The sequence below is a fragment of the Thalassotalea euphylliae genome, from assembly GCF_003390335.1.
GTDB lineage: Bacteria > Pseudomonadota > Gammaproteobacteria > Enterobacterales > Alteromonadaceae > Thalassotalea_F > Thalassotalea_F euphylliae_B.
The window spans coordinates 2,083,666-2,105,882 of the sequence record NZ_QUOU01000001.1; the positions used below are offsets into that span (position 1 = coordinate 2,083,666).

The window sequence follows — 22,217 nt, forward strand, 5'->3', positions numbered from 1 at the left end:
AAATTTACTCCTGGCCAATAACGACTTGTGCTTGACCTTCGGCTTTAGTGTTAATTTCACCAATGTGCCATGCTTGCTCACCGTGTTCGCGTAATATCGTCAAGCTTTGCTCAACGGCATCTTCTGGAACCGCAATGATCATGCCTACACCGCAGTTAAAGGTGCGATACATTTCATGGGTCGTGACGTTGCCTTTTTCTTGTAACCAATTGAAAATGCTCGGCCATTGCCACGATGTTTCATTGATCACCGCTTGAGCATTTTCCGGCAATACGCGCGGAATATTTTCCCAGAAGCCACCCCCTGTAATATGAGATAGGGCATGAACGTCTACTTCTTTAAGCAGCGCAAGTACTGATTTAACGTAAATTTTGGTTGGCTCAAGTAAGTGTTCTCCAATTGACTTACCATCAAGTAGTTCGTTGGTATCGCTAGCGCTTACTTCTAACACTTTGCGAATTAATGAGTAGCCATTTGAGTGAGGGCCAGAGGCGCCAAGGGCGATAAGTTGATCACCAGCAGCAACTTTTTGGCCGTCTAATACTTTTGATTTTTCGGCAACACCCACACAGAAACCAGCGATATCGTAATCACCTTGGTGATACATACCTGGCATTTCGGCGGTTTCACCACCAACTAGTGCACAGCCTGCCTGCACACAGCCTTCGGCAATGCCATTTACTACACTAGCCGCTACCGGCACATCAAGTTTGGCCGTTGCATAGTAATCAAGGAAGAATAATGGCTCTGCCCCTTGAACAATTAAGTCGTTAACACACATAGCAACAAGATCGATACCAACCGTGTCGTGTTTGGCTAAATCAATCGCTAAACGCAATTTCGTACCAACGCCATCAGTACCAGCAACAAGCACTGGTTCTTTATAACCCGTTGGCAATTGGCAAATCGAGCCAAATCCACCTAAACCACCCATGACTTCTGGGCGAGTTGTACGCTTTACCGCGCCCTTGATATTTTCTACTAACTCATTGCCTGCATCGATATCGACACCAGCGTCCTTATAGCTTAGGGATTGCTTTTGTTCGCTCACGAGAAACCTCAAAATGTTCAAAAGGGATTTTTGAAAGCGCATATTCTAACAGCGCATTTAGGCAGATAAAATCTTTATCAGAAATTATTTTTAAATGAAAATTTTGCTAGTAAGTGTGTTAAGATCACCACTATGAAATTGATTCAATTAAACAAAATGTTCAAGGCGCTCGTCTTTTTTTTCGCCATATTTAGCGTATTTTCAGCAACAGCGATAGAAGTCACTGATTTATACCAAGCTAAAGTCGTTGTTGAATCGCAAGCAACCAAGGCGCGCAATCAAGCCATCAAGCAGGCCATGTCGGCAGTGCTACTCAAAGTAGGCGGGCAAGCCGCTGTACTGGCAAATGATGACGTTAAGCGTCAGTTAAATCGCTATAATCAATATTTAACCCAATATCGCTATCAGCGCGTCGATGGTGATCTTTATCTTGTTGCAATGTTTGATGAGGGCAAGATTAACCAACTTTTCCAAACCCTCAATTTACCGATATGGGGTAGCCTGAGACCTCAGATACTCGTTTGGTTGCTCAACGAAGATAACCTATCGCGCGATGTCATTGCCGAGTCCTCTGGTTCTTTACTGCCTGCTCAAGTACGCCATTTTTCTACTGAACGTGGCTTACCGCTGATTCTTCCGCTAATGGACTTGGAAGACTCGTTAAATGTTAATGTTACCGATTTATGGGGACGTTTTGCGGATGCAACAACGCAAGCCTCGGCGCGTTATTTTGTTGATGCCAACCTTATCGTGCGGATCTCAAATAGCAGCTTAATTACCACGTCGAATGAGCAAGTAGCTTGTGAAGGGGTTTTGTGTCAACAACCCAGTTGGTTTGCCGTTGATTGGAGTTTGGTGGGTGAACGCCAGCAATTTGGTCAAACCTATGAGGGCAGTAATGTTGAGGCTTTGCTTTCGCAGGTGCTGGCCGATGTCGCCTCAGTTGTATATCAAGACTATGCACTGTCGACAGACTTGAGTAATGAACTGGTTATTGATGTTGCCAATGTTGACTCACTGACCACCTATGTTGAAATTCATCAGTTCTTGTCTGCTTTATCCGCTGTTGAGTCAGTCACCTTAGTGGAAGCGGAACAAGAAATTCGTACGTTTAAGCTGAACCTACTTGGGTCGAAAAAAGCCTTGCTGGCCTCGTTAAAACTCAATGATCAACTGCAGCAATACATAGATCCGTTAGTAGGTGAAGAGCCAGGAGCCAATCCTATTTTTTATTGGAGCCGTCAATGAAGCAAGATGCACAATTAGCACTGGCTGTGCATTTGCCTGATGACGAAACCTTTGAAAGCTATACCGGGGATACCAACCTCACGGTGTTAAGGATATTACGCGATTTTGTTGCACAGCCCAGTTTAGCGATTAGCAAGCAAGGGAAAAACTCGCCGCAACAAGAGTTAATTGAAGCGGTTAATAGCTTTTATTTGTTTGGTTTATCCGGCGCTGGTAAGTCACACTTGCTGCACGCTGCCAGTAATTTTGCCGATAGCCTGGGCAAGTCCTCCCTGTGCTTGCCGATGTCTGAAGTGGTTAACATGCCGGTGGAAGTACTCGATGGTTTAGAGCAAATGGATTTAATTTGTGTTGACGATATTCAAGTAATTAATGCTAGCTCACAATGGCAACAAGCGATTTTTGATTTGTTTAACCGCGTTAAAGAGCAGGGCAAACTTATCATTATCGCCGGTAACAGTGCGGTACCCGATTTAGGTTTATCGCTACCTGATCTTAAATCGCGTTTGAGTTGGGGCTACGTCGAACAATTGAAGCAGCTCACGGATGAAGAAAAAATGGCCGTAGTGGCTCGTCGAGCGGGGCAGCGCGGGTTAAACATTCAAACCGACGTGATCAAATATTTGCTCAATCACTTCAGTCGCGACACTGCGGTTTTGATCCAATACCTCGATACATTAGATAAACTCTCGATCCGCGAGCAGCGAAAAATCACCATCCCCTTTATTAAAGAAGCGCTCGCTGCAAAATAACCTCGGTTAAAGTGCTGTTATTAACCTCGCTTAAATATACTTATCTAAAACATACTTACCTAAAACAGAAAAACTTAGCCTAGTTGCTGAGCTTTTCTGTTTTCGCCTGTTAGAGCTAATAAAGGGCTAACGCAGGTTGCATAACTACTTACCTCTGCTCTGATTGGGGCAGGGGTTTAGTGTAATAATGATATTGTGCTGGTGGCTGCTTGCCATCTGTACGTTGCACTTTGCTGCGCTGAGTGCCTTGGCTTAAACGACCCTTGTCATCCGGCGAAAGTGATAAGTTTTCACGCCAAGTCTCACCAACGATAAAAGGCAAGGTATTGGGTAGTCGCTCGATGGCTGATTGCGCATTAAATTCGGGGTAAATATAATCGCTGGTAAAGGCGATGCGATCGGTAATTTGCGGCTGTGCCAGTCGACCACGTTGTCCCCATTGCACAATGTAGTCATCACTTGGGGAATTGACATGATCTGGGTTGTTGGTTATTGCGACATCTCGAATGACACCATATCTGTGCTGCATCATCAGCTCTTCAAACAGCATGGCAAAATCTTCTCGCTCACTACTGTAACTATAAAAGTGGACAGCTTTATCAGGTGCAAACAAGGTTTGAATATCTTGCGGTAGATAAGCTTTTTGTGTGTCATTTGCTTCACCTGTACGATAGCGCACTTGTGCCAGATCTCGCATGACTTGGCTATTCAAGGGGCTAAATGCGGTCAATAAATCTGAGCGCGTGGCATTTTCTAGCGCAGCGTCGAGTACGCGATCTGCGCGCTCAAGCGATGGCCAGTTTGTTTGTGGGAAAAAGTCATTGGCATGTGCCAATTCATGATAGAGCAAGTAACCTAGTGGGTAGGTTAATGCTGATAACGGGCGGTTGACTCGCTCTGCACGATCGTAAGATTCAAATGCGTATTCATTGTCTTTAACATAACGCCAAGGAATGGCGAACTGCAAGTCACCGCCAAGGTTCGAGCGAAAGTCTGGCGCTTCGTTAATGGTATCGCGCTCACGGGGAGTTAACCAAAAATTCTCAGGATCGAGATAAATCGCTCCGGTAGCAGCCCAATAAAATGATGGCCTGACATCATAAGAGATAACAACTGCGGTGGTGGCGCGAAGTAGCTGCTTGAAATCATCATGCGGGTCTAACTGGGTTAAAAAGGCTTTAAAGTTGTCGCCCATCCACTGATGCGACACAACGACGCGATCCATAATGTCATCTACGGTTGGCGTTAACGTTTGCTGCGCAATGAGGGGTAAGCGCTGTAAAGTACAAGAAGAAGACAGCGTATTGCTATATACGCAATTAACCAGTTGGTTGGCGTATTGGCTGTTGCGATTGTATGGAAAAACGTTTGCAACACGATCATCAAAATAAGCCGCTTCAGCGATACTCGCCGCCTGTTCAACTAATACGCTCACGGTTTCAGTGGCTGATTGGCCGTTGGCTCGTGCTGTTACCTCGAAAGTCAGCACGGTATCACTGTTAACAACAGGGGCGTCAAAAATTAATACGGGTTCACTTCGATTGGCTATAGCGGCAGTTGGCCCAGATGTTTGCTGCCAGCTAAGCTCAGACAAGCTATTACTGTTATTACTGCGCTCCCCACCAAAAGCGCGCAGAGACACTTTGTTTTGCGCTCGTACTGATTGGCCACTGGGTACGGTTATTAATGACTGATCGGCACTGACATCGAATTCAGTGGTCAGCGATTTACTGACGCCATTTTCATTGAAATTGACTTGGAATTGATAATTACCGCTTTGTGTCGGCACAACGGACACGAGTTTGTGGCTTGCACTCAGCAGCTCAACATTGGTGCCGCTTAGTTGCGACCATTGAATATTGGCAATGCTGGAATCTGGCGCGTACAGAATCAGCTCAACGGCTTGGCCTGTGCTCACCGTTTTACTGGCACTAGCATTATCGACTAAAACACTCGCGTCTCGCGCTCCTTGCCCTGTGTTGTTGGGGGCAGGTGTTGGCTCATTTGAGGAGGAGCCTCCACCGCAGCCACTGAGCGCGAGTAATAGTGCAGAGCCGATAAGTGTTTTCTTCATGATACATCTCCTTTACTAATGTAACGAGTGAATGCAATGAATTAATGCTATAAATTAGTGCGCCGAAATACACTAAGCGTATCTACTGCCTTCACTATTACCCGTTTCGCTAGTCGCTGAGTTTGGCTGTCACGCTTAGTTGTTATCTTCGTCTTTTTTCTTGCGAATACTCAAGCCAAGTTCTTGGCCTCGATACTTGGCGTAGTAAGTGCCACCAAAGAACATCAAACTTGCCAGCAGTAATTCGATACTTGGGTAAATCTTGTTAGTTGATACCCACAAACTGGTCAAACTGTGGAGAAAATACCACATGACAATAAAATTAGACCACGCAAAGGTATAAGGACTTCCCTGCATTAAGCCTTTAAATGGAAAAAATAGCGGTACGACGAATAAAATCACCGCCAACCAAGGGCCAAGCGAACTTGGCTCAAGCACTAAAAGCCAAAGTGGCATAAAGGCCAGTAAGCCAAAATAACCAAGCAGTGCTACTTTTTTGTAGGTATTTGTTGCAATAGATTTCATCAATTGTATCGCTTACAACAAAGTGTTTACATTCTCGGGTGGGCGACCAATAACCGCTTGCTCTGCGTTGACCACGATTGGACGCTCCATCAATTTAGGCGTATTGGCCATGGCCGTAAATAACGCGTCATCGTTAGCATCTTTGAGTGCCTGCTCTTTGAACTCTGCTTCTTTAGTGCGCATCATATCAATTGGTGCAACCCCGAGCTTGGCGGCCAATTGGCGCAATTCAGTTTCGTTCAACGGCGTTTTTAAGTACTCAACCACTTGATGCTCTGCACTTGCAGCCTCAATAAGTTGTAGTGTTTGGCGACTTTTAGAACAGCGTGGGTTGTGATAAATGGTTAACATAAAATTCTCATTGTTTGCGGAATATATAATCTAGCGCAGGCGCTATAAACGTTTGAGTTTGCTCTGCTGATCTTCAAACTGAAGAATACGAGCTTTAATGCGCTTTCGGATTAGCGGCTGCTCGTCAGCAAAATTATAAGCCGTTTGTAATTCATCAATGGCTTTGGGATAAGCACCTAACAAGGCGTATATCTCTGCTTGTGTAGTGTGCATAAGTGCCGTTTTTTTCGATTTTCGGTACACTTCATTGAGTAAGTCGTACGCGATAAAGTGCTTGGGCTTGACCAGTAAAAAATCTTGCAACACTTGCTCTGCTTGTGCGTACTGCGCGTTTTTCTGCAATGCATTGGCGTAATTAAGTGCAACAACTTGGTTGTTTGGCATTAACAGGTTGAGCTTACCAAGCATCTCGATCGCGCTTTTGTGCTCATCTAATGCGATGTAAGTGTCAGTTAAGGCGTCGGCGTAAAACAAATTACGTGCATCGTTAGCCAATAACGGCTCAAGCAGCGCCTTGGCTTGCTGGTAGTCTTCGTTGGCGAAATAGGCAAGTGCTAAACCGTAATTTGCCGCGTCTTTTAGCGCGTATTGTTGTTTCTCTAACACACTTTTAAAGTAGGCAATATTGCGCTTGGGATCACCTTGATAGCGCGCTTGAATGCGTGCTTTGGTAAGTTCAAACGACAAACTTGGCGGCAACTGCCTGCGCGGATAGTTTTGCGCTCGCAGTCGGGCGTCACTTATACGTGCTTCCGGCAGTGGGTGCGTTAGTAACATCGCGGGCGGTTTAGATTTATAACGAAAGCGCTCTGCCATTTTTCCGAAAAAGTTTGGCGCACCCATAGGGTCAAAATTGCTGTTAACTAACAGGGCGATACCAACGCGATCTGCTTCTTTTTCGTTGCCGCGCGTGTAGTTCAGAGACGCTTGTTGGCTTGCGGCAACACTGGTACTCAGGGCGGCGATACCCACCGTTGGGTTCACTAATGTCAGTAGTACACCACCTAACATGCCAGCAAGCGTTAATGGCTGAGTTGCCGACTGCGCTTCTATGCGACGAGCCAAATGGCGCTGGGTAACGTGTGAAATTTCATGTGCTAGCACAGAAGCCAGCTCGCTTTCGGTATCTGCTGAGGTGATCAGACCTGAGTGAACGCCGACGTGCCCGCCGAAAAAGGCAAAAGCATTCAGCTCATTGTTATTGACAACAAAAAATTTAAATTGATAGTTAACATCTTGAGCGTTTCTAACCAGGCGATTGCCGATATCGTTGACGTACTCGGTAATGACAGGGTCGTGCAAAATTGGCTGTGTTGCTCTTAAATGACGCATCATAGCCGCACCGACCACGCGCTCTTTATCGATGGATAAAATACTGGAACCCGCAGCGCCAATTTCCGGCAATTCGTTTTTGTTTTGTTGCTGCGCATTCAAGGGATTGCTGTTGATGGTTAAGCACAGCCCAATACTGATTAAAAGAGGTTTTAGCTTAAACAAAATTATTCCACTTGGTTGTTATTAGAATTGGCCAGATCAGCACTCAGTAAGTCATTGTTGTGTTTCACTGCTTCCTGAAAAAATCGGGCAATAGTAGGTCCTTTGACCTCTACTATATCGAATGATTCATCCAAGTAGCGAATTAATCGTTCAACTCGTCGATAGATGTGACGAACAAGCAGCACATCGGCCTGATCACCCATCTCGGCCGTCAGTATCACAAATGACTTTAAACTGTTGACGCGAAAAAGTCGGCGCATTGCTTCAGGAATCCAACGTTGAAACGGGCACAGTGGATGGTTAATCAGATTTTGGTTAATGCGTTCGCCGTTAATGATAGGGTAACAGTGAAGCTCGTAGCCCATGTCGTTATAGACGTGTCGTAAACTGATCTTAGGTCTGGTCGCGACCACAATTTTACCGTTGGCGTCTTTGCTACCTTTTAACAGTGCTAAATTCCACTGCTCTTTGTCGAGAATATTGGTGAAGCCACTTTCAAAGCCATGGGTTAGAATACCGTCCAATTCACCCGCAGAACTGGCTACCATGTGGTAAATGGCAGAAACATCACCCCAGGTAAGCTGTTTTTTTAACGCGTTGATTTCTTTGAGTTCGATAAATTCAGGTATTTCGGACATACAAAACGCAAATGGTTGAAAATGAAATTAAACTACGACACTTGTTGTATTCAATTGTCGCAAATTAGATAATCAAACAAAAGAGCTGTGTCGCAATTTACGATGAATTATCACTATGATGCCTGTGACGAAGTATGTCCACTGCCACTGGTTAAGTTACGAGTACTATTGAAAAAAATGAAATTTGGCGACAGTTGTCGCTTGTTGATCAAAGACACAGGTTCGAAAAGTGATATTCCTCGCTTGCTCGATAAACTAAATTATCCTTACACCTCATCAGTTGATGACAACGGGATTCAAGAACTCAATATTAGGGTTAGGTAACGATTTTATGGTCAGGTTTTTTAAAGACTGGTACACACGAAAATTCTCCGATCCACACGCAGTTACACTGATGATTATTCTAGTAACGGCGTTTCTGGGGGTGTACTTTCTCAGTAGCTTATTAATGCCAGTATTTGTTGCAATCGCAATCGCTTTCTTGCTCGATTTACCGGTAAATCGATTAACTAACTTGGGCGTAGGGCACGGCTGGTCGGTCATTATTGTTGTCGGCGCTTTTGTCGGTGTCTCGATGGTGACGTTTTTGGGGTTAATGCCCATCATCTGGCAACAAAGCACTAATTTAATGCAAGAGGTGCCGCATATGGTCACCGAAGGTCGCACTTATTTGATGACCTTACCAGAGCGTTACCCCGAGATTATTCAAGCGGAGCAAATAGAGCATATGATCGCGCTAACCAACGACAAGCTTCTGGAGTGGGGGCAAGTAGCGGTCGAAGCAACGTTGAATTCGCTGTCAGACTTAGTGGCGCTGATCATCTATTTGATATTAGTGCCGATCATGATTTTCTTCTTCCTCAAAGACAAACGCGAGTTAGTCACTGGTTTTAGCAAGTTTTTGCCTAAAGAGCGCCGTATGGCGAGCCAAGTGGGTAAGGAAATGAACCAACAAATTTTAAATTATATTCGCGGTAAATTAATTGAAATTTTGATCATTGGTTCGGTCAGTACCATCACGTTTATTTTCCTAGATTTGCGATACTCTGTATTACTTGGCGTGCTAGTTGGCCTTTCCGTGCTAGTTCCTTATGTTGGTGCAACGCTGGTTACTCTGCCTGTGATGTTGGTGGCTTTATTCCAGTTTGGGGTAAGCCCAGAGTTTGGCTACGTGATGCTAGCGTACGGTATTATCCAAGTGCTTGATGGCAACTTACTGGTGCCTGTGTTGTTTTCTGAAGCCGTTAATTTACACCCTGTCACCATTATTATCGCAGTGATCTTCTTTGGCGGTATGTGGGGCTTTTGGGGGGTATTTTTTGCGATCCCGTTGGCCACCTTAGTGAAAGCTGTGGTTAATGCGTTTCCAACCACGCCACTTGAGGATGAGCAATCGGTAACTGCATAACCTTATGTCAATTGGCTTTGTCTTTTCTTCAACCATAACCAATAATTGACTTATACCAATTGAAATAACTACTTAATCATTCAGCGAGAATTAAAAGGCTTAGAGGCAAGGCATTGATTGCAGAGAATGGTCGCTCCCTTGTCAAAATCAATAACGCAGCATATGAGCCTTTTAAACTCGCCCTTTGGGAGCGTGTCAGCGTCGCGATAACTGCGCCAAATTGATGAGATGTAGAATAACTATATCAACAAAAATTTGGCTTGTTCTCCCACCGCTGACAGCGCTCTGAATTGATCAATTAATCAATTCAATTGGTATTACATTTGGTTAAGCACGTCTAGTACCACTTCGTGGTGGTTTTTCGTTTTAAACTTATTAAATACGTGGCTGACTTTACCATCTAAGCCAATAAGAAAGCTCAGGCGGTGAATACCATCGTATTCTTTACCCATAAACTTCTTCAAACCCCATACGCCAAAATCGTCTGCCACTTTGTGATCGACGTCTGATAATAAGGTGAAATTTAGTTCGTCACGTTGGCAAAACTTGTCTAATCGTTTGCTCTCGTCAGGGCTAATGCCAAATACAACAGTATTTAACTGCTCAAGCTCAGCTTTGCTGTCGCGCAGACCTTGCGCTTGCACAGTACAGCCGGGTGTCATGGCTTTTGGGTAAAAATAAACAAGTACTTGTTGTTTACCTATGTAGTCTTGCAATGAAACTGGGTTTCCATCTTGATCAGGAAGGGTAAATAGTGGTGCTGTATCACCCACGGTTAATGTATTCATTTTATTATTCCTGCTTTTTGTTTTTGATTTGGTTATTGCTTGCGAATACAGCCCTGGATATCAAATTGCTGGCAAAGCTGCAAAAAATCCGTTTCAATGGTGTCGATACTCGTGTCCTGATTAACGGTAAACTCGATAATCGCACTCATATTGTTAGTAACAGGATCGATATCGGATTTTAGCGATGATATATCAATCTGGCGATTTGCAAAGAAAGCCGTCACGGCTTTTAAAATACCGGGTTGATCGATACCTGTGTACTCAGCGCTGTACATTTGTGTCTTGTCTAGCGTCAAGTAGCCAGAGGTACGTTTCATCATGGTAATAAGTTCAAGTTCGACCGCCATGGCAGGTAAACGCGCTTCAATCAAATTGATCGAACGGGCATCACCTTGCAACAACATAATAAAGGTAAACTCTTTACCAAAGATCGCCATTCGGCTGTCGAGAATATTACACTCGCACTCGGTCGCAAGATTGGTAAGTTCACTGACGCTACCATTTCTATCTGCGCCCATCGCAGTCAGTACTAGATATTGAGACATTCGTTGCCGCTGTTTGAGTAAAAGGCGAGCATTGTAACGCAGAAGCTTATAAATTATTAGCAGTTAACAAAAATTAATCTGGGTTGTTTGAAAAAGCAGCGGTGTTAATTGTTGCCACGGTATTCGCCTTGTTATTGCCCTGCGCGGCGAGTACCATGAGCGCAATTTTACGCAATAGCCATAGTTTTAATGTTTACCGGTAGTATTGTCGCCTTGGTGACGCCCTTTGATGAGCACGAGCAAATTGATTTTGCTCAAGTGGCCAACTTGATTGATTGGCATATTAGCCAAGGCACGAGTGCCATTGTGATTGCTGGCACCACGGGGGAGTCGGCAACGTTAAGCGATGAAGACGTTATTGCGCTAGCCCGTTTTAGTGCAACACACAATGCAAAATACGGTGAAAAACGCATTGCCATTATTGCTGGTAATGGCTGCAATTGTACTCGCCGCAGTGTGGCGTTAACTAAACAGCTAAACACCACAGGTATTGATGGTTTTCTTACCGTTACTCCTTATTACAATAAGCCTTCGATTGATGGCTTAATGGCGCATTATCGCGCGATTAATAACGCTAGCCAGCTGCCAATTTTGCTTTACAATGTGCCCAGCCGCACGGGGTGTGATTTGCCTGTTAGTCTTGTCGCAAAGCTTGCGGAACTATCCCAAGTTTGCGGTATCAAAGATGCAACAGCTGAGCTTGCGCGTATTGCACAATACCGCCAATTATGTGAGGGGCATTTTATCTTGCTCAGCGGCGATGATGAAAGCGCCACAGAGTTTTGTAAACTCGGTGGGGACGGTGTAATATCAGTGACCGCGAACCTAGTGCCGGGCGTTATGGCACAGATACAGCAGTTTATAAAAGAAGAAAAATACCAACAGGCAGAGTTGCTTGATCAGCAACTGGCCCAGTTACATAAAAATTTATTTGTTGAGTCGAACCCGATCCCCGTAAAGTGGGCAATGCAAGCAATTAAGCGCTTACCCAATGCTAAAATGCGTTTGCCACTTTGTCCGTTATCAACAACAGGGCAGCAATTAGTTTCGGCAACATTAGCAGACTTAACACAACATTTTCAGGAGTATTAATGAGTCGTCGTAGTCTTTATTTATCGGTATTGGCACTGTCCATTTCGGCATGTAGTAGTGTTCGTCATAATCAAGCGTCCGGCGATTTTGAATATGCTAAGGTTGAAGAGCCTGCACCGTTAGTCGTTCCTCAATCGTTGCACAAACCAGCAGCACAAGATGAATTTAAAATCGCTGGCGACAATATCACGCAAGGCCCTATCGGCAATGAAATGGACGTAAGAGCGCCATCGCTTGTATTACCCATTGCAGCCTCCTCACGCGTAGTGCCTGAAAGTGGCAAAGCGATTATTTGGTTTGATAAAGTGCTAGAAGACAAAGCGTTGGCGGAATTTATTCAAACAGCGGTCAAAGATACGTTATTGGAAAATAATGTTGCGCTGCGCCCTGAAAATGACACTGCACTGTCACTTGAATCTGATTGGTTTCACAGCGAAGAAGAATCAGGCTGGTTATTTAAGGAGGTCGATGCGTCTGAGAGCATGCGCTTTCGTTTTGATTTAACGACCAAGCCTCATGGTCGTAGTGTTTCACTTGAAGTGACCATGGTTGATTATATGAAAACCGATCAATCAGGCTCAACTAAAACGCCAGATGTGATTGATAAACACCGCGCCGAAATGGCGTTGTTAAATGAGATCACTGCAACTGTCGATTACAAGTATCGCTTGCAACAACGTGAAAACCGCTTGATGCGCGCTAATCAAAAATTAGTGTCAATTGGTGAAAACTCAACGGGTGAGGCGGCTTATATCATCGAAATGGAAGCGGATCTGCTGTGGTCAAACCTACCGCTCTTCTTCGAACGTTACGGTTTTGAAATTACTGACTTAAACGATAGCAAAAAAGTGTACTTTGTTGACTTTACCAAGCCTGATATCAGTTTGTGGGATCGCATTTGGGGTGACGACATTCCAGTACTAGAATTGGGGGATGCCAGTTACCAGTTCAAATTAACGGAACAAAGCAGTGCCGAAAGTGAGGGCGAAAGCACAGCGCTAACCATTTACAACAGTGAGGAGCAGGCTCTCTCAAAAGACATTCTTGAAGAAGTGTTTTCGGTCATGGAGCCTGCACTTTCGTTTAGAGATTTGTAATCTAAAAACTCGAAAATGGGTGTAGGCGAAACAGTAGCAGTACTTTTGTAAATTCACTCTCAAAAGGCATATAAAAAAACTCCGTTAATCGGAGTTTTTTTATATCGAGTAATCAAGGTAATAAGTTGCTATTTCAATTGGTATAATTTTCTTCTCTGCAACTCAGTAATGGCTATTCTTGCTTAGGTAATGAGTTAGTTGACTTATTGAACGTGGGTAAGCCACTTTCTTGCTCGCGTTTGGGACTGCGCGGTAAGGTTTCTTTGAGGTCATTTAAGCCTTTTTTTCGCAGTGGCTTGTGAGCAGTTTTATGCACCGTACTAAAATTACCAATCATAAATAGCACCACCACTACAATAATTAAAATAACCAGCCAGTGATTATCCATTTGGGTAATCTCCAATGTTCGTGATATATGTGTGATAAAGCATGTCTAAATGTTCAATGATGGTTGCTTTGCCGGCAACTCCTGAATTTGCTATGGCATCAGCTAACACTGATGTTGTGAGCGCTGCTTGAAAACCCGCGGCCGTTGCTGAATGCGATAAATGCCAAGGCTCCGCCGCTACGCCGCCACGAAACTTATCATAAGGAAAATAAAACCCAAAGTGTTTTGCATTTTCCTGCAGCCACAAGCTCAATTGCGCCATAGGGCCATCCGTTTGGTATTCCCATTGCTCAAGTTGTAATGTTTGATCGTCAGCCAGCAAGTTAGGTGCATAAACGTCAATATCGCTACCCCAATGGTGGCGACTTGCACCGGGTAGGGCAGAAAACAACATAATGGCGGTGATTTTTGCTAAATCACTCATCGATGCCATGTTAAGCGGTTTTTCATGCTCATCAAGTACCGGTAATTGGCCGTTAAACTTGCGATTCCATATTGCCATCTGGCGCTCAAACGAGCGAAAGCCACTGACCAATGTCAGGTGTAAACCATCTTTTTCGGCTGATTTAGCCATGGCTTGCCAGTCATTTAACACTTGGTGGTGAATGCCATGACGTTCATTTAGCCAGTGGATATGATTGTCGCTTTTTCCTGTTAATGCGAGTTTGCTGAATGTCGCGATATTTTGTTTACTCACCGTTTACTTAGCACTCACTGTTGAGCTTGGCGAGAATGTTGACCATGCTGTGGTAATAAATATCGACCAACTGGATCAGGTCGTCGCAAGCAACACATTCATTGACTTGGTGAATTGTCGCATTGCATGGCCCCAGTTCAATCACCTCGGCACCAGTTGGCGCAATAAATCGACCATCCGATGTGCCGCCAGAAGTTGACAGCTGGGTTGTTTGCTTGGTTACGGTTGCGATGGCATCAACAACACTGTCAAGCAACACGCCGGGTTCAGTAATAAATGGCTGACCGTTGTATGTCCACTTGATGTCGTAATCCAGCTGGTGGCGAGTCAAAATTTCGTTGACTTGAGCGACTATGGTTTGATCGTCTAATTCAGTGCTATAGCGCAAATTAAACAATGCGGTTAATTGCCCTGGCACCACGTTGGTAGCGCCTGTTCCGCTGTAGATATTGGTCAGCTGAAAGCTGGTTGCAGGGAAGTAGTCGTTGCCATTGTCCCATGCGGTTTGGCTTAATTCAGCAAGTGCGGGAGTGGCCAAGTGAATCGGGTTGACGACATGATCCGGGTAGGCCACATGACCTTGCTTACCTTTGATCACCAGCTCACCGGAAATAGAGCCGCGACGACCGTTTTTAACAATATCGCCGACGCGATGTGAACTCGAAGGTTCACCAACAATACAGTGGTCAATTTTTTCTTGTCGGGCTTCCAGTGTGTCAATGACACGAGTTGTACCATTGATAAATGGGCCTTCTTCATCGCTCGTAATCAAGTAGCTAATCGAGCCTTGGTGATTTGGGTAATCGTTGACGAAGCGCTCGGTAGCAATAATCATCGCTGCTAGCGAACCTTTCATATCCGCCGCGCCTCTGCCATAAAGCATATCGTTGTGAATAACCGGGGTAAACGGGTCGGTGTGCCATTGACTTAAATCACCAGCGGGTACGACGTCTGTGTGGCCGGCAAAACAAAATACGGGGGCCTTGCTCCCCTTTCTTGCCCACATATTGGTGGTATCTTCAAACACCATGGTTTCAATATCAAACCCCAATGCGGTCAAGCGCTCAGCCATCAAGGGTTGGCAGCCAGCGTCTTGTGGTGTTACTGACTCGCGCTCAATGAGCGCTTTAGCGAGTTCAATTACAGGATGGTTCATTAGGCAAACTTATTGGCAAAAGTATCAGCTTTAAAGCCCACCAGTATTTCATCGCCTACCACAGTCACAGGGCGCTTGATTAGTGTTGGCTCTGCCAACATGGCTGCTTTAGCTGTTGCTTCGTCAAGATTATTTTTAACGTCATCGCTTAAATTGCGGAAACTTGTGCTGCGCTTATTAAGCAACTGATCCCACGCTGTTTTTTCGAGAAATGAGGTAAGTAACGCTTCACTTAGGCCATCTTTCCTAAAGTCGTGGAAGTGGTGGCTAATGCTTTTTTCGTCGAGCCACTTACGTGCTTTTTTTACTGTATCGCAATTTGGGATGCCGTATAGGGTTGTCATATTAATCTCTAATAATGTTGTACTGATTGTGCTGTAGTGCGTCGATAGCGTTGTCGATCAAATTCTCTTTAACCAAAATGTAATCCGTGTCGAAAGTTGAAATTGCAAAAATACTGATTTTGTCCGCTGCTAATATACTGGAAATGCGCGATAAAATCCCGGTCAGGCTAAAGCCTAGTGGACCAACAACTTCAAGCGCGCGCCAGTCTTTTTCGACGTCTTCACTGTCGATGGTCATGGACTGAGGCAGTACTAAGGATACTTCATCATAAGTTTTAGCGATAAAGTAAATCGGTGCAGCAAACACTTCCATCGGTATGTCACTGTCAGGTGATAAGCTATGTATCGCAAAAGTTTCCTTGAGCAGCTGTAAAGTTAGGGCATTACTTGCCATGTTTGCTCCTGTCGTCGCACTTATTGGTGGTTTTATCTTAGCAAGTTTTAATACAGAAAACTAACCGACTAATAAGGGCTCAAGTTGTTAATATTTACTTTTTTGAGAAGTTGGTTTTAATTTTGTTAATAAATCGCTAAAAACCATGATTTAAACACCCAATTTTAGTGAGATATTTTGGCAAGTTGCTCAAATTGGGTAAAAAATGATATCCACAAAAGTTGTGGATAAGTTTGTTAGCAAACCATGGGAAAGGCTTAAAGGTATTGAAAAATAAAGGAAATATAAATGGCTCGTTTTTTGACTAGTTAAACAGCACTAAAAAACGAGATAAAAGGGGTAAAAATAGCGGCTTTTGTTAAAGCCGCTACAATTTGGTGCATCATGACCAGTTAAATTGCTCAGAAAAGGGCAAAGTGTCAGAGTTTTTTACTTATCTGCTTGAATTGCCGTCAAAGCGATAGTGTAGACAATATCATCAACTAGCGCGCCGCGAGACAAATCATTCACTGGTTTCGCCATACCTTGCAGCATTGGCCCAATACTGATGAGGTCGGCTGATCTTTGCACCGCTTTATAGGTTGTATTACCCGTGTTTAAGTCCGGGAACACAAACACGGTTGCTTGACCGGCAACTGGGCTGTTTGGCGCTTTTTTCTTGGCCACATTTTCCATGATGGCGGCATCGTATTGCAGTGGGCCATCAATAATCAGGTCAGGGCGCTTAGCTTTTGCAATTTCAGTCGCCTTCGTTACTTTTTCTACATCTGCGCCTGAGCCAGAAGTGCCTGTGCTGTAACTGATCATCGCAACTTTAGGGTCGATACCAAATTGCAGTGCCGAGTCAGCAGATTGAATCGCGATATCGGCTAGCTGTTCAGCGTTTGGATCCGGGTTGATTGCACAGTCGCCATACACGAGTACTTGATCTGGCAGCAACATAAAGAATACTGACGAAACTAAACTTGAGTCTGGTGCCGTTTTCACTAACTGCAGTGCAGGCCTAATGGTATTCGCTGTGGTATTCACTGCGCCTGAGACTAAGCCATCGACTTGACCAAGCTGTAACATCATAGTGCCGAGCACTACGTTGTCTTGCAGTTTTTCCCGCGCAACAACGTCGGTTAAGCCTTTGTGCTTGCGTAATTCGACCATAGGGCCAACGTAGTTTTCAATAATCTCACTAGGATCTGTGATGATCACACCTTGCGGTAAAGTAATACCTTGTTGCTCAGCTAGGCGGAGGATCTCTTCTTTATCACCCAGTAACTGACAACGCGCAATATGGCGTTCAGCACAAATTGCTGCCGCTTTAATCGTGCGAATATCGTTACCCTCAGGTAGTACGATCAACTTGTCTGCATTGCGCGCCATCACGGTTAATTTGTGTCTGAATGCTGGCGGCGAGAATTGGCGATTAACCGTAACGTTTTCGGTGAACTCATTAACCCAATCTTGCGCTAAGTGATCGGCGACAAATTGCTTCACTTTTTCTTCGCGCTGCACATCATCTTCTGGCATTTCTGGGTTAAAGTTCATGATATAACGCGAGGTTTGCCAGGTATCAGACTTAACCGACAGCACAGGTAAACCGGCGTCAAACGCCTGTTGACACAGCGACATCACGTTGTCGTTGAGTTGGTAACCATTCGTTAATAACAATGCACCAACTTTAGTACCGTTTAATGCTGATAGACACGTAGCCACAATAATATCAACGCGATCGCCCGGGGTGACGATTAAGCGACCCGGCACTAAGTGGCTTGTTAGGTTTGCTAAGGTGCGAGCGCAAAACGATACACTGCGAATGCGGCGATGTTCAAAGTCGCCAGCGTTAATCACTTCTGCATCTAAGTAGTCAGCGATATCTTTTACGCGTGGTGCGATAAGATCCAATTCCCATGGAATAGTACCTAATAAACGGAAGCTATCGTTTTTGAAGATACTCAGGTCTTGCCAAGTGTCTAAATTGGGCGTTGGTTGAATTTCGTTTTCGCGTGGTAATAACCCGTATTCGTCTTTATCGGGCGAATTCACCTTGTTAATCACGCAGCCGATTAAACGTTTGCCTTTTAGTCCACCGTAGGTGGCTGCAGAAACTTCAATACGGTCTTCAAATTCTTCGAAAGTATCGTTATCTGGTGAGGCAACTAACACGACATTAATGGATAATGCTTGTGCTACTTCGCGATTGAAGCGAACGGCATAAGGCTGTCTCGTGGTCGGAATTAAGCCTTCCACAACGACTAAGTCATATTCTTGCGTAAGCTGGGTGTAGGTTTCTACGATTTGCTCTAATACAACTTCCAGCTCACCATCACCCATCTTTTCTTCGACGTAGCTGATCGGCAAGCTTTTCGTAGTTGAATTTACATTAGCTTCTGGTTGGCGCGAGCGGCGTACATTGCGAGCTGGCTGTGAGATTGGCTTGTAGTGAACAACATTTAATCCTTGTTGCTGGCATGAGTGGATAAGGCCCATGGCGACACTGCCTAAGCCAACCCCAAAACCCGCAGGCACTAACATTACTTGATGTGACATAATTTTACTCTTGGATCAGTTGGTGAGTTTGGTTGGCGATAACCCATTCTTCATTGGTCGGTACGACCAAAATCGCAGGCGATTGTTCAGTGGCAATATTCAATGACTTACCGCGAATCGCTTGTGCATTTAATGCTTCGTTAAGTGATAAACCGAGCACAGAAAGCTGTTTAATCACTTGGTCACGCACATAGTCAGAGTTTTCACCAATACCACCAGTAAAGACAATACCGTCGAGTTTCGAGAGGCTAACGGTCATTGCGGCCAGTGATTTAGCGATGGTAAAGCTAAATACATCTAATGCTAACTTAGCTTGTGGGTTGTTTTCTTCTAGTGCTTGCTCTTCTAGTGTTCGACAATCGTTGCTGATGCCTGACAAGCCCAGTAAGCCACTTTCTTTGTTGAGCATAGCATCGACTTGCTCTACCGTATAACCACAGTGAGATGTCAGGTGGAAAATAACACCTGGGTCAATATCGCCGCTGCGCGTGCCCATAGTAACGCCAGCAAGTGGCGTAAAGCCCATGCTAGTGTCAACGCTTTGACCCGCTTCAATGGCCGCCAAACTACAACCATTGCCCAAGTGAACGGTCACTAAGCTTAGTTCATTAATGTCTTTGCCAAGCATATTGGCTGCTTCACGACTAACGAAGTAGTGACTGGTACCGTGGAAACCGTATTTGCGAATACTGTGTTCTTTGTAAAGTTTTTGCGGTACTGCATATAAGAATGCTTTGTTAGGTATGCTCTGGTGGAAGGCGGTATCGAACACTGCAACTTGTGGTAAGTGCTCAAATGCTGCTAGCGCAGCTTCAATACCTATGATATTTGCCGGGTTGTGTAGCGGGGCTAAATTACTCAGCTTTTTAAGCTGTGCCATGACTTTTTCAGTAATAAGGGTTGGCAGGTGGTACTCTTCGCCGCCATGTACAACGCGATGACCAATGGCAACAATACTGTCTGTTAAACTATTCGTTTTTAAAAATTCGATAAGTTTTGCGAGTGCTGCTTGGTGCAAGTAAGGGGCTGTAAGCGCCATTGTTTGCTTATCACCCTTGTATTTAATGGTGATCGATGCTTGCTCTGAGCCCAAGCGCTGGGCCAGGCCAGATAGCGACTCTTCTTTGGTTGCCACATCAATTAACGCAAATTTTAATGAAGAACTGCCACAGTTTATGACAAGAATAGTTTGTTTAGTCATAGTCACTCAATTATGTTGTATCGTAATAGCCTAATAATCTTAGTCTATTTTGCAAAAGTCAGGGTTTAAGTAATTGCTCTAATTATACAACGGCTAGAGACAGAAGAGAATTGAGATTACATGTTTTTACTATTAATTACGCAGTCTATGGTTTACATTTAAGATTATGAAACTCAGTGTCTCTGCGCTCATTAAATTGGGCTATCAATACATGAAGCTCTGGCCTAAGCGTGCTGAGCTCGGCGAGTACTTTGCCGAGTACCGCACAGTGCAATTTGCGCGCTTAGTGATCAACGTCATCCCTGGCTTGGCTGTATGCTGTTTAGTCTTACAGTTGAGTTTGCAGACAGACAATGCTGTAGCAATGGCGTTATTCTATGCAATTTTGTTGTTATCTATGCCAGTGCAAGCATTAGTCATGCTCGGTGTTAATGCCGACAAAGTGCTGCCGCCATCACTGGCATCTTGGTATAAACAAGGGGTTGCAAGGTTCAACGAGCAAGGGGGCGACATCAAACTGTCAACGGCCAACCCCAAATACCTTGATTTAGCTAAATTGTTGAACATCACATACACCCACTCTCGAAAATAGCAAGTTTCATCTAAATGCAGTGAGTGAACAGGTAATGCTTAGCTAGTGTACAAGCCGTGGTCGAGTAATAGCTAACCAACCCTCAAGTACAACGACCCCCGCAGTACAAAAGGCAATCACTATATTAATGATTGCCTTTTCTGTTATGACATTCGTTTTAAGGGATTTATTCTACGTTGCTTTGAATAGGTAAGCCGTTAGTCGCTAGGCTTTTGGTAGAGCTTAATCAGAAAATCAGCCTGACATTCAAAATTGGCTTGCTGAGCTAACCAATTTTTAACCCTTTCACTCGCCTTGAATGCAAACGGTGTCATTGATAGTAAATTAAGGCAATCTTCACCAGTGGCTAGTGTCATCTTATAGTTCAAGTGCCATTCTTCGATACTTGTTAAATCACTGATCGGCTGCCTTGTTTCATCGTGTGTTAGTGCCTGTTCATAGACCTTTTGTTTTAATTCCAAGAGGTGGTTAGCACCTGGCGTCACAGTGATTAAATACCCCTGTGGTGCCAATACTCGCGTAAACTCTTGCTCTAAAATTGGCGCATAAATAGAGACTATCCAGTTAAAAAAGTGATCTGTGAATGGCAGTTTTGACAAGGTGGCGACACTAAAGTGGCAGTCGCGATACTTTTTACCTGCTTTTTTGATCGCCTCTTTGGCGATGTCGACACCATATACCTGGTTACTGTCTTGCTTGTGCTGGTGAGTGTAATAGCCCTCGCCACATCCAGCATCAAGCAGTTGGCCATTATGACCATTAAACGCAAGATATTTTTCGACTAAACACTCAACGAGTGGCTGGTAATAACCCTTCTCTAAGAAGGCGCGTCGAGCATTAACCATGGCTTTATTATCACCAGGATTTTTTGACTGCTTAAACTGAACGGGGAGCAAATTAACGTAGTGCTCTTTAGCCATGTCAAAACAGTGATTTTGACGGCAACGATAGCTGCTATTTGCCACAGCAAGATCACTTTGGCAAATTGGACAGCGGTATTGGGCGAGTTTTTCAGTTGTTGACATTATTTGAATGTCGACCAAATTGGCGCGTGATCCGAAGGTTTTTCAATGCCACGCAGTTCATAGTCTACGTCAGATTCAATACAGGTTGCTGCCATTTTTTCAGTTGCTAAAACCACATCAATGCGCAGACCTCGATTGTCATCAAAACCTTTTGAACGATAATCAAACCAAGAGTATCGTTCTTCACGAGTTGGATGTAACTCGCGGAAAGTGTCCTTAAAGCCCCAGTCCATTAATGTTTTAAGCCATTCACGCTCTTCTGGTTGGAAGCTGCATTTACCTGTTTTTAGCCAACGTTTGCGGTTTACTTCACCTATGCCTATATCCAAATCAATCGGTGAAATATTAATGTCGCCCATTACGACAACATTGTCTTCTGGCGAATGATGATCGTTTAAATAAGTCATCAAATCTTTGTAAAACTGACGTTTATACGGGAACTTGGTCTCATGCGCGATATTGTCACCTTGTGGGAAATAGCCGTTTAATACGGTAACTTTTTCACCAAGTTCATTGCTCGTTTCTACCATGATCATGCGGCGCTGCGCCTCGTCGGTATCAGTTGGAAATCCTTTGATTACTTTATCAGCAGGTTTTTTGCAGAGCATCGCCACACCATAATGTGCTTTTTGTCCGTGAAAATAGACGTGATAGCCCATTGCTTCGACAGCTTCAAGTGGAAAGGCTTCGTCGTGCACTTTAATTTCCTGCAAACCTATGATGTCTGGTTGATGCTTATCAATTAAAGCTTGCAACTGGTGAAGCCTAGCGCGTAGACCATTAATATTAAAAGAGATGATTTTCATTTTTTAT

24 protein-coding genes are annotated in these 22,217 nt (G+C 44.3%); 7 read left to right on the forward strand and 17 right to left on the reverse strand.

Going from position 1 to position 22,217, the window contains the following annotated elements:
- Positions 1–4: 4 nt before the first annotated feature.
- Positions 5–1,051: a phosphoribosylformylglycinamidine cyclo-ligase gene (purM, locus tag DXX93_RS09175; RefSeq protein ID WP_116007836.1), complete on the reverse strand. Its 1,047-nt coding sequence runs from the start codon at positions 1,049–1,051 to the stop codon at positions 5–7.
- Positions 1,052–1,183: 132 nt separating this feature from the next.
- Here purM and DXX93_RS09180 point away from each other — a divergent pair, with 132 nt between their 5' ends.
- Together DXX93_RS09180 and hda are read left to right on the forward strand one after the other, a co-directional pair.
- Positions 1,184–2,299: a DUF2066 domain-containing protein gene (locus DXX93_RS09180; protein WP_116007837.1), complete on the forward strand. Its 1,116-nt coding sequence runs from the start codon at positions 1,184–1,186 to the stop codon at positions 2,297–2,299.
- Positions 2,296–3,051, forward strand: coding sequence for a DnaA regulatory inactivator Hda (hda, locus tag DXX93_RS09185; protein WP_116007838.1), 756 nt, complete (start codon positions 2,296–2,298; stop codon positions 3,049–3,051). Before DXX93_RS09180 ends, hda begins: the two co-directional genes overlap by 4 nt.
- Before the next feature lie 148 nt (positions 3,052–3,199).
- On the opposite strand, the gene DXX93_RS09190 is transcribed toward hda, so the two are convergent.
- The 5 genes from DXX93_RS09190 to DXX93_RS09210 form a co-directional block, all read right to left on the reverse strand.
- Positions 3,200–5,125, reverse strand: a complete 1,926-nt coding sequence (locus DXX93_RS09190; RefSeq protein ID WP_116007839.1) for a PKD domain-containing protein — start codon at positions 5,123–5,125, stop codon at positions 3,200–3,202.
- Between the two features lie 135 nt (positions 5,126–5,260).
- On the reverse strand, positions 5,261–5,650 hold the full coding sequence (locus DXX93_RS09195) for a DUF2069 domain-containing protein (RefSeq protein ID WP_116007840.1): 390 nt from the start codon (positions 5,648–5,650) through the stop codon (positions 5,261–5,263).
- Positions 5,651–5,662: 12 nt separating this feature from the next.
- Entirely contained in the window at positions 5,663–6,001 is a 339-nt protein-coding gene (gene arsC, locus DXX93_RS09200) for an arsenate reductase (glutaredoxin) (protein WP_116007841.1), read from the reverse strand.
- A 42-nt stretch (positions 6,002–6,043) separates the two neighbouring features.
- Positions 6,044–7,498, reverse strand: coding sequence for a M48 family metalloprotease (locus tag DXX93_RS09205; protein WP_116007842.1), 1,455 nt, complete (start codon positions 7,496–7,498; stop codon positions 6,044–6,046).
- 2 nt (positions 7,499–7,500) lie between these two features.
- Positions 7,501–8,136, reverse strand: coding sequence for a hypothetical protein (locus DXX93_RS09210; RefSeq protein ID WP_116007843.1), 636 nt, complete (start codon positions 8,134–8,136; stop codon positions 7,501–7,503).
- Between the two features lie 102 nt (positions 8,137–8,238).
- On the opposite strand from DXX93_RS09210, the gene DXX93_RS09215 reads away from it, so the two are divergent.
- Both DXX93_RS09215 and DXX93_RS09220 read left to right on the forward strand, forming a co-directional pair.
- A complete protein-coding gene (locus tag DXX93_RS09215) occupies positions 8,239–8,460 on the forward strand; it encodes a sulfurtransferase TusA family protein (RefSeq protein ID WP_116007844.1) in 222 nt (73 codons plus the stop codon).
- Between the two features lie 7 nt (positions 8,461–8,467).
- Complete coding sequence (locus tag DXX93_RS09220; RefSeq protein ID WP_116007845.1) at positions 8,468–9,544, forward strand: AI-2E family transporter; 1,077 nt, start codon at positions 8,468–8,470, stop codon at positions 9,542–9,544.
- A gap of 317 nt (positions 9,545–9,861) precedes the next feature.
- Here DXX93_RS09220 and bcp read toward each other — a convergent pair whose 3' ends face one another.
- Together bcp and DXX93_RS09230 are read right to left on the reverse strand one after the other, a co-directional pair.
- The gene (gene bcp, locus DXX93_RS09225; RefSeq protein ID WP_116007846.1) at positions 9,862–10,332 is read right to left on the reverse strand and encodes a thioredoxin-dependent thiol peroxidase; all 471 of its coding nucleotides are present in this window, start codon (positions 10,330–10,332) and stop codon (positions 9,862–9,864) included.
- A gap of 32 nt (positions 10,333–10,364) precedes the next feature.
- A complete protein-coding gene (locus DXX93_RS09230) occupies positions 10,365–10,877 on the reverse strand; it encodes a glycine cleavage system protein R (protein WP_116007847.1) in 513 nt (170 codons plus the stop codon).
- 189 nt (positions 10,878–11,066) lie between these two features.
- On the opposite strand from DXX93_RS09230, the gene dapA reads away from it, so the two are divergent.
- Entirely contained in the window at positions 11,067–11,969 is a 903-nt protein-coding gene (gene dapA, locus DXX93_RS09235; protein ID WP_116007848.1) for a 4-hydroxy-tetrahydrodipicolinate synthase, read from the forward strand.
- A complete protein-coding gene (gene bamC, locus DXX93_RS09240) occupies positions 11,969–13,066 on the forward strand; it encodes an outer membrane protein assembly factor BamC (protein WP_116007849.1) in 1,098 nt (365 codons plus the stop codon). The genes dapA and bamC overlap by 1 nt, the downstream gene beginning before the upstream one ends.
- Positions 13,067–13,238: 172 nt before the next feature.
- Here bamC and DXX93_RS09245 read toward each other — a convergent pair whose 3' ends face one another.
- The 7 genes from DXX93_RS09245 to DXX93_RS09275 all read right to left on the reverse strand — a co-directional run bounded on the left by DXX93_RS09245 (position 13,239) and on the right by DXX93_RS09275 (position 19,787).
- On the reverse strand, positions 13,239–13,454 hold the full coding sequence (locus DXX93_RS09245) for a hypothetical protein (RefSeq protein WP_116007850.1): 216 nt from the start codon (positions 13,452–13,454) through the stop codon (positions 13,239–13,241).
- Complete coding sequence (locus DXX93_RS09250; protein WP_116007851.1) at positions 13,447–14,151, reverse strand: M15 family metallopeptidase; 705 nt, start codon at positions 14,149–14,151, stop codon at positions 13,447–13,449. The genes DXX93_RS09245 and DXX93_RS09250 overlap by 8 nt, the downstream gene beginning before the upstream one ends.
- Before the next feature lie 7 nt (positions 14,152–14,158).
- Complete coding sequence (gene dapE, locus DXX93_RS09255) at positions 14,159–15,307, reverse strand: succinyl-diaminopimelate desuccinylase (RefSeq protein WP_116007852.1); 1,149 nt, start codon at positions 15,305–15,307, stop codon at positions 14,159–14,161.
- A complete protein-coding gene (locus DXX93_RS09260; protein ID WP_116007853.1) occupies positions 15,307–15,651 on the reverse strand; it encodes an ArsC family reductase in 345 nt (114 codons plus the stop codon). The genes dapE and DXX93_RS09260 overlap by 1 nt, the downstream gene beginning before the upstream one ends.
- A 1-nt stretch (position 15,652) precedes the next feature.
- Positions 15,653–16,045, reverse strand: coding sequence for an ACT domain-containing protein (locus tag DXX93_RS09265; protein ID WP_116007854.1), 393 nt, complete (start codon positions 16,043–16,045; stop codon positions 15,653–15,655).
- A 429-nt stretch (positions 16,046–16,474) separates the two neighbouring features.
- Positions 16,475–18,586, reverse strand: coding sequence for a phosphate acetyltransferase (pta, locus tag DXX93_RS09270; protein WP_116007855.1), 2,112 nt, complete (start codon positions 18,584–18,586; stop codon positions 16,475–16,477).
- A 4-nt stretch (positions 18,587–18,590) separates the two neighbouring features.
- Positions 18,591–19,787: an acetate kinase gene (locus DXX93_RS09275; RefSeq protein ID WP_116007856.1), complete on the reverse strand. Its 1,197-nt coding sequence runs from the start codon at positions 19,785–19,787 to the stop codon at positions 18,591–18,593.
- A 166-nt stretch (positions 19,788–19,953) separates the two neighbouring features.
- Between DXX93_RS09275 and yfbV the strand changes: the two genes are divergently transcribed.
- A complete protein-coding gene (gene yfbV, locus DXX93_RS09280) occupies positions 19,954–20,379 on the forward strand; it encodes a terminus macrodomain insulation protein YfbV (protein WP_116007857.1) in 426 nt (141 codons plus the stop codon).
- Between the two features lie 197 nt (positions 20,380–20,576).
- Here the strand turns inward: yfbV and rlmA are convergent, their stop codons facing one another.
- Together rlmA and xthA are read right to left on the reverse strand one after the other, a co-directional pair.
- Complete coding sequence (gene rlmA / locus DXX93_RS09285; protein WP_116007858.1) at positions 20,577–21,404, reverse strand: 23S rRNA (guanine(745)-N(1))-methyltransferase; 828 nt, start codon at positions 21,402–21,404, stop codon at positions 20,577–20,579.
- Positions 21,404–22,210: an exodeoxyribonuclease III gene (xthA, locus tag DXX93_RS09290; protein WP_116007859.1), complete on the reverse strand. Its 807-nt coding sequence runs from the start codon at positions 22,208–22,210 to the stop codon at positions 21,404–21,406. Before xthA ends, rlmA begins: the two co-directional genes overlap by 1 nt.
- Positions 22,211–22,217 lie beyond the last annotated feature (7 nt).